This is a genomic window from Pseudomonas sp. UYEF17, assembly GCF_040546125.1.
GTDB lineage: Bacteria > Pseudomonadota > Gammaproteobacteria > Pseudomonadales > Pseudomonadaceae > Aquipseudomonas > Aquipseudomonas putida_Z.
Genome location: NZ_JBEPNE010000002.1, coordinates 245,173 through 259,664, shown reverse-complemented (window position 1 = coordinate 259,664; position 14,492 = coordinate 245,173). Strand labels below are relative to the sequence as shown.

Annotated in this window: 15 protein-coding genes and 1 tRNA gene; 4 read left to right on the top strand and 12 right to left on the bottom strand. The window is 61.7% G+C overall.

Translation table 11 applies throughout. The features are described from left to right. Nucleotides 1–28 precede the first annotated feature (28 nt). The 5 genes from iscU to trmJ form a co-directional block, all read right to left on the bottom strand. Nucleotides 29–415, bottom strand: a complete 387-nt coding sequence (iscU, locus tag ABIB24_RS04035) for a Fe-S cluster assembly scaffold IscU (RefSeq protein ID WP_003248539.1) — start codon at nucleotides 413–415, stop codon at nucleotides 29–31. Nucleotides 416–461: 46 nt separating this feature from the next. Continuing rightward, complete coding sequence (locus ABIB24_RS04030; RefSeq protein WP_013971017.1) at nucleotides 462–1,676, bottom strand: IscS subfamily cysteine desulfurase; 1,215 nt, start codon at nucleotides 1,674–1,676, stop codon at nucleotides 462–464. A gap of 46 nt (nucleotides 1,677–1,722) precedes the next feature. Then, nucleotides 1,723–2,214 carry a Fe-S cluster assembly transcriptional regulator IscR gene (iscR, locus tag ABIB24_RS04025; protein ID WP_008092572.1) on the bottom strand — a complete coding sequence of 164 codons (492 nt, stop codon included), beginning with the start codon at nucleotides 2,212–2,214 and terminating at the stop codon, nucleotides 1,723–1,725. A 179-nt stretch (nucleotides 2,215–2,393) separates the two neighbouring features. Then, entirely contained in the window at nucleotides 2,394–3,179 is a 786-nt protein-coding gene (gene cysE / locus ABIB24_RS04020) for a serine O-acetyltransferase (protein WP_025337771.1), read from the bottom strand. A gap of 3 nt (nucleotides 3,180–3,182) precedes the next feature. Continuing rightward, nucleotides 3,183–3,938 (bottom strand): tRNA (cytosine(32)/uridine(32)-2'-O)-methyltransferase TrmJ, encoded by a 756-nt coding sequence (gene trmJ / locus ABIB24_RS04015; protein ID WP_031325634.1) that lies wholly within the window; start codon nucleotides 3,936–3,938, stop codon nucleotides 3,183–3,185. 151 nt (nucleotides 3,939–4,089) lie between these two features. Here trmJ and suhB point away from each other — a divergent pair, with 151 nt between their 5' ends. Beyond that, nucleotides 4,090–4,908: a type III secretion system regulator SuhB gene (suhB, locus tag ABIB24_RS04010; RefSeq protein ID WP_025337769.1), complete on the top strand. Its 819-nt coding sequence runs from the start codon at nucleotides 4,090–4,092 to the stop codon at nucleotides 4,906–4,908. 215 nt (nucleotides 4,909–5,123) lie between these two features. Here suhB and ABIB24_RS04005 read toward each other — a convergent pair whose 3' ends face one another. The 6 genes from ABIB24_RS04005 to queA form a co-directional block, all read right to left on the bottom strand. Continuing rightward, nucleotides 5,124–5,666 carry a glycine zipper 2TM domain-containing protein gene (locus ABIB24_RS04005; protein ID WP_013971012.1) on the bottom strand — a complete coding sequence of 181 codons (543 nt, stop codon included), beginning with the start codon at nucleotides 5,664–5,666 and terminating at the stop codon, nucleotides 5,124–5,126. A 119-nt stretch (nucleotides 5,667–5,785) separates the two neighbouring features. Beyond that, complete coding sequence (secF, locus tag ABIB24_RS04000; RefSeq protein WP_013971011.1) at nucleotides 5,786–6,694, bottom strand: protein translocase subunit SecF; 909 nt, start codon at nucleotides 6,692–6,694, stop codon at nucleotides 5,786–5,788. 10 nt (nucleotides 6,695–6,704) lie between these two features. After that, on the bottom strand, nucleotides 6,705–8,567 hold the full coding sequence (gene secD / locus ABIB24_RS03995; RefSeq protein ID WP_025337767.1) for a protein translocase subunit SecD: 1,863 nt from the start codon (nucleotides 8,565–8,567) through the stop codon (nucleotides 6,705–6,707). Between the two features lie 63 nt (nucleotides 8,568–8,630). After that, nucleotides 8,631–8,966, bottom strand: coding sequence for a preprotein translocase subunit YajC (yajC, locus tag ABIB24_RS03990; protein WP_003259111.1), 336 nt, complete (start codon nucleotides 8,964–8,966; stop codon nucleotides 8,631–8,633). A gap of 42 nt (nucleotides 8,967–9,008) precedes the next feature. Beyond that, entirely contained in the window at nucleotides 9,009–10,124 is a 1,116-nt protein-coding gene (gene tgt, locus ABIB24_RS03985) for a tRNA guanosine(34) transglycosylase Tgt (protein WP_013971009.1), read from the bottom strand. A 14-nt stretch (nucleotides 10,125–10,138) separates the two neighbouring features. Continuing rightward, the gene (queA, locus tag ABIB24_RS03980; RefSeq protein WP_137163025.1) at nucleotides 10,139–11,188 is read right to left on the bottom strand and encodes a tRNA preQ1(34) S-adenosylmethionine ribosyltransferase-isomerase QueA; all 1,050 of its coding nucleotides are present in this window, start codon (nucleotides 11,186–11,188) and stop codon (nucleotides 10,139–10,141) included. A 107-nt stretch (nucleotides 11,189–11,295) separates the two neighbouring features. On the opposite strand from queA, the gene ABIB24_RS03975 reads away from it, so the two are divergent. From ABIB24_RS03975 to ABIB24_RS03965, 3 genes are all read left to right on the top strand, one after another. Continuing rightward, nucleotides 11,296–11,380 (top strand) — tRNA-Leu (locus tag ABIB24_RS03975). Nucleotides 11,381–11,804: 424 nt separating this feature from the next. Beyond that, entirely contained in the window at nucleotides 11,805–12,362 is a 558-nt protein-coding gene (gene abiEi / locus ABIB24_RS03970; RefSeq protein WP_075046883.1) for a type IV toxin-antitoxin system AbiEi family antitoxin, read from the top strand. Then, nucleotides 12,349–13,251, top strand: a complete 903-nt coding sequence (locus ABIB24_RS03965) for a nucleotidyl transferase AbiEii/AbiGii toxin family protein (RefSeq protein WP_274078545.1) — start codon at nucleotides 12,349–12,351, stop codon at nucleotides 13,249–13,251. Before abiEi ends, ABIB24_RS03965 begins: the two co-directional genes overlap by 14 nt. 311 nt (nucleotides 13,252–13,562) lie before the next feature. On the opposite strand, the gene ABIB24_RS03960 is transcribed toward ABIB24_RS03965, so the two are convergent. Then, nucleotides 13,563–14,468: a LysR family transcriptional regulator gene (locus ABIB24_RS03960; protein WP_354316152.1), complete on the bottom strand. Its 906-nt coding sequence runs from the start codon at nucleotides 14,466–14,468 to the stop codon at nucleotides 13,563–13,565. Nucleotides 14,469–14,492 lie beyond the last annotated feature (24 nt).

The window sequence follows — 14,492 nt, the reverse complement described above, 5'->3', positions numbered from 1 at the left end:
CAGGACTCCTTACCTCGCAACAGGCGACTTAGATCAAGCCTTTCTTCTGCTTGTAATCGCGTACGGCTGCCTTGATGGCATCTTCGGCGAGTACCGAGCAGTGGATCTTGACCGGCGGCAACGCCAGTTCTTCGGCCAGCTGGGTGTTCTTGATGGTCTCGGCTTCGTCCAGGGTCTTGCCCTTCATCCACTCGGTGGCGAGGGAGCTGGAAGCGATGGCCGAACCGCAGCCGTAGGTCTTGAACTTGGCGTCTTCGATCACGCCCTGCTCGTTGACCTTGATCTGCAGGCGCATCACGTCACCGCAGGCCGGCGCGCCGACCATGCCGGTACCGACGTCCGGGTCTTCGGCGTTCATCTTGCCGACGTTGCGCGGGTTTTCGTAGTGGTCGATGACCTTTTCACTGTATGCCATGGTGCAATTCCTTCCTCATCAGGGAGCCGCTCTTGCCGGCGACTGCTTAGTGGGCGGCCCACTCGATCTTGGAGATGTCAACGCCGTCTTTGTACATGTCCCACAGCGGCGACAGCTCACGCAGTTTGTTCACGGCCTCGCAGACTTTCTGCGCGGCGTAGTCGACTTCTTCTTCGGTGGTGAAGCGGCCGAAGGAGAAGCGGATCGAGCTGTGCGCCAGCTCGTCGTTGCGGCCCAGGGCGCGCAATACGTAGGACGGCTCGAGCGACGCGGAGGTGCAGGCCGAACCGGACGATACGGCGATGTCCTTCAGCGACATCAGCAGCGATTCGCCTTCGACGTAGTTGAAGCTCAGGTTCAGGTTGTGTGGTACGCGGGCAGTCTTGCTGCCGTTGACGTACAGTTCTTCGAGGTCCGAGACCTGCTTGAAGAAGCGGTCGCTCAGGGCCTTGATGCGTACGTTTTCCGCGGCCATTTCCTGCTTGGCAATGGCGAAGGCTTCGCCCATGCCGACGATCTGGTGGGTCGGCAGGGTGCCCGAACGCATGCCGCGCTCATGGCCTCCGCCGTGAATGATGGCTTCCAGGCGTACGCGCGGCTTGCGGCTGACGTACAGCGCGCCGATGCCTTTCGGGCCGTAGACCTTGTGCGCCGAGAACGACATCAGGTCGACCTTCAGCTTTTGCAGGTCGATTTCGACCTTGCCGGCCGACTGTGCGGCGTCAACGTGGAACAGCACGCCGCGCGAGCGGGTCAGTTCACCGATGGCGGCGATATCGTTGATCGAGCCGACTTCGTTGTTCACGTGCATCAGCGAAACCAGGATGGTGTCGTCGCGCAGCGCCGCCTCGACCATGGCCGGGGTGACGATGCCGTCTTCGCCTGGCTCGAGGTAGGTGACTTCGAAACCTTCACGCTCCAGCTGGCGAGCGGTATCCAGGACCGCCTTGTGCTCGATCTTGGAGGTGATGATGTGCTTGCCCTTGGTCTGATAGAAGTGCGCGACGCCCTTGAGTGCGAGGTTGTCGGACTCGGTGGCACCGCTGGTCCAGACGATTTCGCGCGGATCGGCGTTGATCAGTTCGGCAACCTGGCGACGACCGTTCTCGACCGCTTCCTCGGCTTTCCAGCCAAAGACGTGGGAGCGCGAAGCCGGGTTACCGAAGTTCCCGTCGACCAGCAGGCAGTCGGCCATCTTCTGGGCCACGCGTGGGTCGACCGGGGTGGTCGCGGAGTAATCGAGGTAGATCGGCAACTTCATTTGTCTCTCCTATCAGGCGGTGGCGTCGCTCGTCGTCCCGGTGGGATCAATCGACGGCGGACGTCTCAATCTTGTCCAGCTGGGCGGTTCGGCCTGCGACACGACGCAGGTCCTGGCGCTGGGCGACTTCCTGCACCTCGCGGCGCATGACAAGGTCGGCCAGGCTTATACCGCTGAGGAATTCATGGATCTGCTGACTGAGGTCGCACCACAGGTGGTGGGTCAGGCAGGTGTCACCGGCATGGCAGTCCCCGAGGCCCTGGCAACGGGTGGCATCGACCGATTCGTTGACCGCATCGATGACCTGGGCCACCTGGATGGTTTCCATGCCCCGCGACAGCTGGTAGCCACCGCCTGGACCACGCACGCTGGAGACCAGACTGCTGCGGCGCAGCTTGGCGAACAGCTGTTCCAGATAAGAGAGGGAAATGCCCTGGCGCTCGGAAATGTCGGCCAAAGACACCGGCCCATGCTGCGCGTGCAACGCCAGGTCGAGCATGGCGGTCACGGCGTATCGGCCTTTGGTAGTCAGTCGCATGGCTATTGGGTACCACGGGAGTTACAGGATGTGAGCGAGTATGCGATTCCCGAGCATTTAAGTCAACTATTAGACCTAGTGCTTTAGTCGGGTTTGCATCGGGGAGGCGGGCGCGATTGTAGCAGACAGGGGGCGTGAGCACACGCCCCGTATGTCACCATGATTTCAGCGCGGCGCAATCAATGCGACTGAGTGTCGCGCTGAGCCACCTGGGCGACTTCCGTGAAGTCATCTTCCGGCAGGGCCGGCAGTTCCTTGGCGCAGTAATCGCTGCCCATCTTGGTCAGGGCGCCGCACATGCCCTCCAGCCGCTCGTCGACTGCCTGCAGGTGGTCGAGCATCTGGCCGATGGCACGGGCCACCGGGTCGGGCATGTCGCCACTGACACCATAGGCATCGAAGCCGATCTTCTCGGCCATGGCCTTGCGCTTGGCCTCGACCTCATTGTCTTCGCTCTTGACGATGATGCGCCCAGGGATGCCGACCGCGGTGGCGCCGGGCGGCACTGCCTTGGTCACCACCGCATTGGAACCGATCTTGGCCCCGGCACCGACGGTGAACGGGCCCAGCACCTTGGCCCCCGCCCCTACCACCACGCCGTTTTCCAGGGTGGGGTGGCGCTTGCCCTTGTTCCAGCTGGTGCCGCCCAGGGTCACGCCCTGGTAAAGGGTGACATCGTCGCCGATCTCGGCGGTTTCGCCGATGACGATGCCCATGCCGTGGTCGATGAAGAAGCGCCGGCCGATGGTGGCGCCGGGGTGGATCTCGATGCCGGTCAGCCAGCGACCGAAGTTCGATACCAGGCGGGCCAGCCACTTGAAATCACGCTTCCACAAGGCATTGCCCAGGCGGTGCAGCCAGATGGCGTGCATGCCCGGGTAGCAGGTCAGCACCTCGAAGGCGTTACGCGCAGCCGGGTCACGGTGGAATACGCTTTGAATATCTTCACGCAGGCGTTCGAACATCTGTCAGTCCTTCCGTTTATGCGGCTCGCCCCGGACCACTTTCTGGGTCTCGGTGAGGATGCCGCGCAAAATGCTCATTTCCGAACGTTCGACCGCCACCCGCCCATACAGCCGGCGCAGGCGCGGCATCAGGTGCTTGGGCTTTTCGGGGTCGAGAAAGCCGATACCGACCAGGGTCTTTTCCAGGTGGTCGTAGAACAGCTCCATTTCGTCCATGGTCGCCAGCTCGCTGGCGTCAACCTTCTCGACCTTGCCCGGCGCTGCACCGGCGGCCAGCCAGGCCATGCGCACCTCGTAGGAGAGCACCTGGACAGCGGCGGCCAGGTTCAGCGAGCTGAAGTCGGGGTTGGAGGGAATGTGCACGTGGAAGTGACATCGCTGCAGTTCTTCGTTGGTCAGGCCGGCGTGTTCACGCCCGAACACCAGGGCGATTTCCTCGCCACCATTGGCATGCTCCACAGCCTTGGCCCCGCACTCGCGCGGGCCGATCAGCGGCCAGGGGATGCTCCGCTCGCGGGCGCTGGTGCCCATCACCAGGTTGCAGCCGACCAGCGCCTGCTCAAGGCTGTCGACCACCTGGGCGTTGTCCAGCACATCGTCGGCACCCGAGGCTCGGGCGCTGGCATCCACGGCGGGGAACTCTTTCGGCTGCACCAGCACCAGACGCGACAAGCCCATGTTTTTCATGGCACGTGCAGCGCCGCCGATGTTGCCGGGGTGGCTGGTATTGACCAGAACAACACGAATATTTTGCAGCAAGGTGTTGTGCTCACAGATGCAGGAATCAGGGCCTTCGATCTTACAGAACCGACAGACGTAACGCCATGAAAGCAAATGTGACACTTCTGCCGCCAAAGTTTTCTGCTAGAATGATCGGCTTTCTTCTTTAACATCTCCAGGTGACCCGCCCATGCAGCCTATGCTGAATATCGCCCTGCGCGCCGCTCGCAGCGCCAGTGAACTGATTTTCCGCTCCATCGAACGCCTGGATAGCATCAAGGTCGATGAGAAAGAGGCCAAGGACTACGTCTCCGAAGTCGATCGCGCCGCCGAGCAGAGCATCGTCAACGCCCTGCGCAAGGCCTACCCGAACCACTCCATCCAGGGCGAGGAAACCGGCCTGCACGCGGGTAGCGGCGAAGAAGGCAAGGATTACCTGTGGATCATCGACCCGCTGGATGGCACCACCAACTTCCTGCGTGGCATCCCGCACTTCGCGGTCAGCATCGCCTGCAAATACCGTGGCCGCCTTGAGCACGCCGTGATCGTCGACCCGGTTCGCCAGGAAGAATTCACCGCCAGCCGTGGCCGTGGCGCCCAGCTCAACGGTCGCCGCCTGCGTGTCAGCTCGCGCACCAGCCTGGAAGGCGCCCTGCTGGGTACCGGCTTCCCGTTCCGTGACAGCCAGATGGCTGACCTGGACAACTACCTGGGCATGTTCCGCGCCCTGACTGGCCAGACCGCCGGCATCCGCCGCGCCGGCTCCGCCAGCCTGGACCTGGCCTACGTGGCCGCCGGCCGTTTCGACGCCTTCTGGGAGTCGGGCCTGTCCGAATGGGACATGGCGGCCGGCGTGCTGCTGATCCAGGAAGCGGGCGGCCTGGTGAGCGACTTCAACGGTGGCCACGACTTCCTCGACAAGGGCCATATCGTTGCGGGCAACATCAAGTGCTTCAAGGCCGTGCTGACTGCTATCCAGCCGCACCTGCCAGAGAACATGAAGCGCTAAGCGCGGATTGCCGGCAAACAAAAAAGCACCCCTCGGGGTGCTTTTTTTGTGCCTGTAACCATATCCCAGGGCTTTCGCGACCCCTGTAGGAGCGGCCTTGTGTCGCGAAAGGGGTGCGAAGCAGCCCCGACAATCTCTGATATGTCACAGATCCCGGGGGCGCTACGCACCCCTTTCGCGACACAAGGCCGCTCCTACAAAGACCGCGCCGGGCCTTACTGCCCGGCTTCGCTCAGGATCAGCTTGCCATTCTTGTCCAGCGGAATGGTCGACCCAGGCTCGTGATCCATCTTCACCTGCCCCACCTTGTCGCCAATGGTGTACTTCACGTTGTAGCCCACCACTTTCTCACTGATGTCGTTGACCGTATTGCAGCGGGTTTGCGTGGTGGTGTAGGTGTCACGTTCCTGCATGCCTTCCTGCACCTTGTTACCGGCATAACCACCACCGACCGCACCGGCCACGGTGGCGATCTTCTTGCCGCTACCACCACCAATCTGGTTACCCAGCAGGCCACCGGCAATGGCGCCCACCACGGTACCGGCGATCTGGTGCTGGTCCTTGACCGGCGCCTGCCGCGTCACGGCAACGTCCTTGCAGACCTCACGGGGCGTTTTTACCTGTTGTTTGATCGGTTGCACGTCGGTGACCTGCGCATACTCAGGCCCCTTGTTGACCAAGCTGTAGGTCGCGACAGCACCTCCGGCAGTCACACCGACAGCACCCAGTACCGCACCCACAAGCATTGATTTGTTCACATGAACCTCCTGATCATAACCCGCGGGTCCGACCCGCCTTCTCCCAGCCTTGGAGTAAAAAAAAAGGCGCGAGTTCAACACTCGCGCCTTTTTGGCCGCCAAACGGCGTGGAGCACGCCTTACGGACGGTCGTCCACACCGTCGGTCTTGGCCGGCGGGATCAGGTCTTCACTGCTCAGGTTCAGCCAGATCAGTACCACGTTGGCGATATAGATCGACGAATAGGTACCGGCCATGACGCCAATGAACAGGGCCAGCGAGAAGCCGAACAGGTTGTCACCACCGAAGAACAGCAGCGCGGCAATGGCCAGCAAGGTAGAAACCGAGGTGGCGATGGTCCGCAGCAGGGTCTGGGTGGTGGAAACGTTGATGTTCTCGATCAGCGAGGCCTTGCGCATGACGCGGAAGTTCTCGCGCACCCGGTCGAACACGACGATGGTGTCGTTCAGCGAGTAGCCGATGATCGCCAGTACCGCCGCCAGCACCGTCAGGTCGAAGGTGATCTGGAAGAACGACAGGATACCCAGGGTCACCACCACGTCGTGGATCAGCGAGACGATCGCGCCCACGGCGAACTTCCACTGGAAGCGGAATGCCAGGTAGATAAGGATGCCGCCCAGTGCCAGGAGCATGCCCATGCCACCCTGGTCGCGCAGCTCCTCACCCACCTGCGGGCCTACGAACTCGACACGCTTGACCTTGGCCGGGTTGTCGCCACCGGCCTTCTGCAGGGCTTCAGCTACCTTGTTGCCCAGCTGCGGGTCATCGCCCGGCATGCGCACCAGCAGGTCGGTGGTGGCGCCGAAGCTCTGCACCACGGCCTCGTGGAAGCCGGAATTGACCAGCTCGGCACGCACCGCCTTGAGGTCGGCCGGGCGCTCGTAGGTCAGCTCGATCAGCGTACCGCCGGTGAAGTCCAGGCCGAAGTTCAGGCCCTTCTGCCACCAGCTGAACAGCGCCAGCACGGTGAGGAGCACGGTAACGGCGAACGCGACATTGCGCACGCCCATGAAGTTGATGGTTTTCATCGCAGCTCCCTCAAACCCACAGCTTCTTGATGTCACGCCCGCCGCAGGTCAGGTTGACCATTGCACGGGTCACCATGACGGCGGTGAACATCGAGGTGAAAATCCCGAGGGACATGGTGACCGCAAAGCCCTTGACCGGGCCGGTACCCATGGCGAACAGGATGCCGCCGACCAGCAGGCTGGTCAGGTTGGCGTCGATGATCGCGGTGTAGGCGCGGTTGAAGCCTTCATGAATGGCGCGCTGCACCGACATGCCGGCGTTCAGCTCTTCGCGGATACGCGAGAAGATCAGCACGTTGGCGTCCACCGCCATACCCATGGTCAACACGATACCGGCAATACCCGGCAGGGTCAGGGTGGCGCCCAGCAGCGACATCAGCGCCAGCAGCAGGACCATGTTGCCCGCCAGGGCAATGGTGGCGATCACACCGAAGGCCCGGTAGATGGCGATGATGAACAGCGAGACGAACAGCATGCCCCACAGCGACGCATCGATACCCTTGGTGATGTTGTCGGCACCCAGGCTTGGGCCGATGGTACGTTCTTCAGCGAAGTACATCGGCGCAGCCAGGCCACCGGCACGCAGCAGCAGGGCCAGTTCGGACGATTCGCCCTGGCCGTTCAGGCCGGTGATGCGGAACTGGCTGCCCAGCGGCGACTGGATGGTCGCCAGGCTGATGATCTTCTTCTCTTCCTGGAAGCTCTGTACGGCAACGTCCTTCTCGACGCCGTCGACGGTCTGCTTGACGTAGCGGGTGACCGGCTTCTGCTCGATGAAGATCACCGCCATGCTGCGGCCGACGTTGCTGCGGGTAGCGCGGGTCATCAGCTCGCCACCGTGGCCATCCAGGCGGATGTTCACCTGCGGGCGACCTTGCTCGTCGAAGCTGGCCTGGGCGTCGGTTACCTGGTCACCGGTGATGATCAGGCCGCGCTCGACCGCAGCGGAACGGCCGCCCTCACGGAACTCGAACACCTCGGTAGTGGCCTTGGACGCACCCGGCTCGGCGCCGAAGCGGAACTCCAGGTTGGCGGTTTTACCCAGGATTCGCTTGGCTTCGGCAGTGTCCTGCACGCCTGGCAGCTCGACCACGATGCGGTTGGCGCCCTGGCGCTGTACCAGCGGCTCGGCCACGCCCAGCTCGTTGACCCGGTTGCGGACGGTGGTGAGGTTCTGCTTGATCGAGTATTCACGGATCTCGGCGACTTTCGCCTGGGTCAGCGCCAGACGCAGCACGGCGAGCTCGTTGCGCTCGGTGGTGGTCAGGTCGAAGTCATTGAAATTCTTGCGGATCAGGGCACGAGCCTGTTCGCGGGTGGCATCGTCAGCGAAGCCCAGCATGATGCCGCCATCCTGCTGAGGCAGGCTGCGGTAGCGGACGCGCTCTTTGCGCAGCAAGGTCTTGACCTCGCCTTCGTAGACTTTCATGCGGGCGTTCATGGCCTTGTCCATGTCCACTTCCAGCAGGAAGTGCACACCACCGGACAGGTCCAGGCCCAGCTTCATCGGGCTTGCGCCCAGGTTGCGCAACCATTGCGGGGTAGTCTGGGCCAGGTTCAGGGCCACGACATAATCATCGCCCAGTGCCTTGCGCACTACATCCTTGGCTGGCAGCTGGTCTTCCTGATTGGTCAGGCGGATCAGCCCGCTGCCCTTCTCACCCAGGCTAGCGCCCTTGACGGCGATCTTGGCATCGCCCAGCGCCTTGCTGACGCGGTCGAGGTCGGCCTGGTTCACCTGCAGCGCCGAGCTGGCACCACTGATCTGTACCGCCGGATCATCCGGGTAGAGGTTGGGAGCGGAATAAATGAAACCGACCACCAGTACCAGCACGATCAGTGCATATTTCCACAGAGGGTATTTGTTCAGCATCACGCCGCCCGTTCAAGACGCGGGGCGCGTTGCGCGCCCCGACTGGAAAGAAAAACCGGTAACTCAGATAGCCTTGAGCGTACCTTTTGGCAGGGTGGCCGCGATGGCACCCTTCTGGAACTTCAGCTCGACGTTGTCGGAAACTTCCAGTACCACGAAATCATCGGAAACCTTGACGATCTTGCCGGCGATGCCGCCGTTGGTGACAACTTCGTCACCCTTCTGCAAGTTGCTCAGCAGGTTCTTCTGCTCTTTTGCACGTTTGGCCTGCGGGCGCCAGATCATCAGGTAGAAGATGACCAGGAAACCGACCAGGAAAATCCACTCGAAGCCGGTACCGGCTGGGCCGGCGGCAGGTGCTGCGGCGTCCGCGTATGCGGCGGGGATCAAGAAGCTCATTGGGCACTCCTAATGTAATTTTCTAATAATGGATGCGGACAGTCAGTCCAAAGGCGGCACAGGAAGCCCGCGCTTGGCGTAGAAGGCGTCGACAAAGGCGGCCAATTTACCCTGTTGAATAGCCTCGCGTAAACCGGCCATCAAGCGCTGGTAATGGCGCAAGTTGTGGATGGTATTCAGCATGCTGCTCAGCATTTCGCCGCACTTGTCCAGGTGATGGAGATAGGCGCGGGAGAAGTTGGTGCAGGTGTAGCAGTCACAGGTCGGATCCAGCGGCGAATCATCGTGGCGATGGAACGCATTGCGGATCTTGATCACCCCTGTATCGACGAACAGATGACCGTTGCGCGCGTTACGCGTCGGCATCACGCAGTCGAACATGTCGACGCCGCGGCGCACACCCTCAACGAGATCTTCCGGTTTGCCTACCCCCATAAGGTAACGAGGTTTGTCAGCAGGCATCTGGCCCGGCAGGTAATCCAGCACCTTGATCATTTCGTGCTTGGGCTCGCCCACCGACAGGCCACCAATGGCCAGGCCGTCGAAGCCGATGTTTTCCAGGCCTTCCAGCGAGCGCATGCGCAGGTCCTGGTACATGCCACCCTGGACGATACCGAACAGCGCCGCGGTGTTGTCAGCGTGGGCGTTCTTCGAGCGCTGGGCCCAGCGCAGCGACAGCTCCATGGACGCGCGCGCCACATCGTGCTCGGCCGGGTACGGGGTGCACTCGTCGAAGATCATCACCACGTCCGAGCCCAGGTCACGCTGCACCTGCATCGACTCTTCCGGGCCCATGAACACCTTGGCGCCATCGACCGGCGAGGCGAAGGTCACGCCCTCTTCCTTGATCTTGCGCATGGCGCCCAGGCTGAACACCTGGAAGCCACCGGAGTCGGTGAGGATCGGGCCTTTCCACTGCATGAAGTCGTGCAGGCCGTTGTGCTTCTTGATCACCTCGGTGCCCGGGCGCAGCCACAGGTGGAAGGTGTTGCCCAGGATCATCTCGGCGCCGATGGCCTCGATGTCGCGCGGCAGCATGCCCTTGACCGTGCCATAGGTGCCCACCGGCATGAACGCCGGCGTTTCCACGGTGCCGCGTGGGAAGGTGATGCGGCCACGACGGGCCTTGCCGTCGGTGGCCAGCAGTTCGAAGGACATTCGACAGGTGCGACTCATGCTTGATCCTCGGGCCCGCGTGGCGCCGGATTGCGGGTGATGAACATGGCATCACCGTAACTGAAGAAGCGGTACCCCTGCTCGACCGCTGCCGCGTAGGCGGCCATGGTCTCGGGGTAGCCGGCGAAGGCCGAGACCAGCATCAGCAGCGTGGACTCCGGCAGGTGGAAGTTGGTGACCAGGGCGTCGACCACATGGAACGGCCGGCCCGGGTAGATGAAGATGTCGGTGTCACCGCTGAAGGCCTTGAGCACGCCATCGCGCGCCGCGCTCTCCAGCGAACGCACGCTGGTGGTGCCGACCGCGACCACCCGGCCGCCACGGGCGCGGCAGGCCTCGATGGCATCGACCACATCCTGGCCCACTTCGAGCCACTCTTTATGCATGTGGTGGTCTTCGATCTTGTCGACCCGCACCGGCTGGAAGGTGCCCGCGCCCACGTGCAAGGTGACGAAAGCCCGCTCGACGCCCTTGGCGGCGATCTTTTCCAGCAGCGCCTCGTCGAAGTGCAGGCCTGCGGTGGGCGCGGCGACCGCACCGGCACGTTCGGCGTACACGGTCTGGTAGCGCTCACGGTCGGCGCCCTCGTCCGGGCGGTCGATGTAGGGCGGCAGCGGCATGTGGCCGACGCGGTCGAGCAGTGGCAGTACCTCTTCGGTGAAGCGCAGCTCGAACAGCGTGTCATGGCGCGCGACCATTTCGGCCTCGCCGCCGCCATCGATGAGGATGACCGCGCCTACCTTGGGCGCCTTGCTGGCGCGCACATGGGCCAGCACACGATGGCTGTCGAGCACGCGCTCGACCAGCACTTCCAGCTTGCCGCCGGAAGCTTTCTGGCCGAACAACCGCGCCGGGATCACCCGGGTGTTGTTGAACACCATCAGGTCTCCGGGGCGCAGATACTCGAGCAGATCGGGGAATTGCCGGTGCGCCAGCGCGCCGGTTGGCCCATCGAGCACCAGCAGACGGCTGCCATGGCGCTCGGCCAACGGGTGGCGGGCGATCAGGGAATCGGGGAGTTCGAAGGAAAAATCGGCGACGCGCATGATGATGTTCGGTTCGGCAGGGCCGGGAAGTTTAGCCCAATGTGTGAAAATTGACCATGAAAGCCGATTGACCGACCAGCGGTGGCTCTCTATACTGCGCGCCACATGCCCTGATGGCGGAATTGGTAGACGCGGCGGATTCAAAATCCGTTTTCGAAAGGAGTGGGAGTTCGAGTCTCCCTCGGGGCACCAAGATCCGGAAAAAACCGACCTTATGGTCGGTTTTTTTGTGCCTGCGATTTCTTCAAGCGACGCCACTCCCTGTAGGAGCGGCCTTGTGTCGCGAAGGACCGCACAGCGGCCCCAAGGTTCTGACAGTCACCTCAATTCCGCAGCAAATCTTTAAGATTTCCCCTCCTCCCCGTAGTCCATTTCCCAAACATACTCCCTGCCCCTTCCAAGCCATTGCGGTGCTCTGGATCGCATCCTAGTCTCGGCCTGTCGTTGCCATTTCAAGGACCGGCTTTGACAGGCGATCCAGTAACCCCCCATCACTAGAGCGCAGATCAGTAAAGACTCAACAGAAAGTTTCACAATGTGCAACTTTCTGTGCATCGAACAATTTATGGTTCTACACTTTATTTCAATAACCGTGACTTTTTGTAGAACCACCACCATGCGCGATCTCCAACCCTTACGTCGCCTCCATAGGGGCCTGCAGCAGCTAGCTACTGCGCAACGCTACCTGTTCACCCCCGCCGATATGCGGGCCCTGCTACCAGACCTCTCCGACAGTGCCTACCGCACCGTACTGAGCCGTGCCGCCAACGACAGCACCTTGATCCGACTCTGCCGTGGCCTTTACCTCTACACCCCGGCCAAACCCAACCAAGGGCTGGTCCTGTACCACGCTGCCGCACGCCTGCGAGCGAACAACCTGAACTACATCAGCCTGGAGTCCGCCCTCAGCGACGCCGGCGTGATCTCGCAGGTCCCCCTGAATTGGCTAACCCTCATGTCATCCGGACGCACTCAGACCATACGTTGCGGAACATTCGGCACACTTGAGTTCATCCACACCAGGCGCAAGGCCACCGACCTTCAGGGCCAGGTTGACTATGACGAGCGCTGCCGACTATGGCGCGCCAAGCCTGCCCTTGCCCTCGCAGACATGAAACGCGCCAAGCGCAGCCTGGACCTGATTGATTGGGAAATAGCCAATGAACTTGTTTGACCAGCTCGTCCAGCAGGCCCTCACCAACACGCCCGACCTGGCCCCGTTGCAGGTGGTCGTGGAAAAGGAACTGCTGCATCACGACATCATGCGGATCCTGAGCGAAACAGGTCTGTTGCAGGACCTCTGCTTCATTGGGGGAACATGTTTGCGGACTTGCTACGGCTCCCGACGGCTCAGTGAAGACCTCGACTTTACGGGCGGTGCGGATTTCAAACGGGAGGATTTTGCTGCGCTGAAGGAGAACCTCATAGCAAGCCTGAACGACAAGTACGGGCTACAGGTGGATGTAAGCGAACCTACGCGGGAGGAAGGCAATGTGGACACATGGAAGCTACGCGTGCAAACACGTCCCGAAGCACGAAGCCTGCCAGCGCAGAAAATCCATATAGATATCTGTGCAATCCCTTCCTACCAGCCTAGGCCGATGACCTTGTTAAACCCTTATGGGGTCGACATGGGAACCGAAGGATTGATCGTCAAGGCGCAAAGTCTTGAGGAAATCTTCGTTGATAAGTTGCTGGCATTTGCGCTGCGACGGGGCTGTATCAAGAATCGAGATCTTTGGGATATCGCCTGGCTCAGGCAGCGGGCGGTGACGCCCGCTTATGAACTTGCCGAAAGAAAGCTTGGTGATCATGCGACCACTGTTGAAGTATTCCTTCAGCAGGGTGAGGAGCGGGTGGCCAGTTTGGGGCAGGAGCAGACACAGCGAGATTTTCAGAAAGAGATGCGCAGGTTTCTGCCGCTGCAGGTTGTAACGCAGACTGTCGATAATCGGGCGTTCTGGGAGTACGTCGTACAGACGGTAAGGGACCATTTCAGCGAGTTGCGGACGCATCTCGGCCACAAAGGTCGCGATGGAGGCGACTTGACATTCCTGATGTGAATTTTCTGGAGATTCATATTCAGGGGCTGTGTTCAATGGCTCTCTCCCCCTGCGCACTTTATTGAGATGAAAAGCAGGCCGCCGAGAGGGGGGTAAGCGATCCTAGGCACTCGTTTTGATTTTGGTTTTCCTTGACGAGACGCAACGAGGCGGACCAGGATTCCTCTACCCATGCTAGGTTTGAACAGTGGAGGTTCAGAGTGCAAGGTGTCAGAGTCGAGATACCAAGAGAAACGGTGGTTCGGCGTTATATGCCGCTGAACATATTTCAGAAAAACCGACCTTATGGTCGTTTTTTTTTGCCCGTCCGGTCAGCGCCAGCGATCCAGCTGCCCCTGGGCACGGCTGCTGAAAATCGTCAGCAGCTCGCTCAATGTATGCGGTGACGGTTCGGCAGTGCGGGTCACCGCATACAAGGTGATCGGCAATGCCGGGGCCAGCGGACGAACCGCGGTCGCCCCAGGCGCCGCGCCAAGGGCGGTGAAGGGATCGATCACCGCCAGCCCAGCACCGGATTCGACCATCGCTCTGGCCAGTGAATAGGTTTGCACCGCGATGCTCACCCGTGGCGGCGGCTCCACCGCCTTGAGGTAGCTTTCGAGGCGCACCGACAGCGGGTCGGCGCTGGACAGCCCGATCATGGGCGCACCGGCCAGTGCCGCCAACGGCAGCGGCTTGCCTTCATCTTCCAGCGGCCAATAACCTGCCGGTGCCAATGCCACCAAAACCCCGCTGGCCAGCGCCTGCGCCTTGAGCGCTGGGTGATCTGGCTGTTGCAGGGTCAGGGCGACATCGATCTCCCGCATCAACAGGTTCTGCACCAGTTCGCGACTGTGGGCGCTGGACAGCTCGCAGGCGATATCCGGATAACGCTGGGTCCATTCATGAATGGCCGGCGGCAGCAGCGACAGGGCCAGTGCCGGGGTCGCACCGATCCGCAGGCTGTGGCCCGGCGCGCGACGCAGGCTTTGCGCCAGGCGTCGCACCCCTTGCAGGCTCTCCGTGACCTTGTCGACCTCATGCTCCAGCTCCAGCGCTTCGGGCGTGGGCTGCAGCTTGCCGCGCACCCGCAGGAACAACGGGAAGCCCAGTTGCTGCTCGGCGTGCTGCAGCACCTTGGTCACGGCAGGTTGGGAAACGTGCAGCAACTGTGCGGCACCGCTGACCGAGCCGGTCTGGCGGATGGCCTGGAAAATCTCGATATGGCGAAGGCGCATGGCAAGTCCATAACCTTTGTTTAT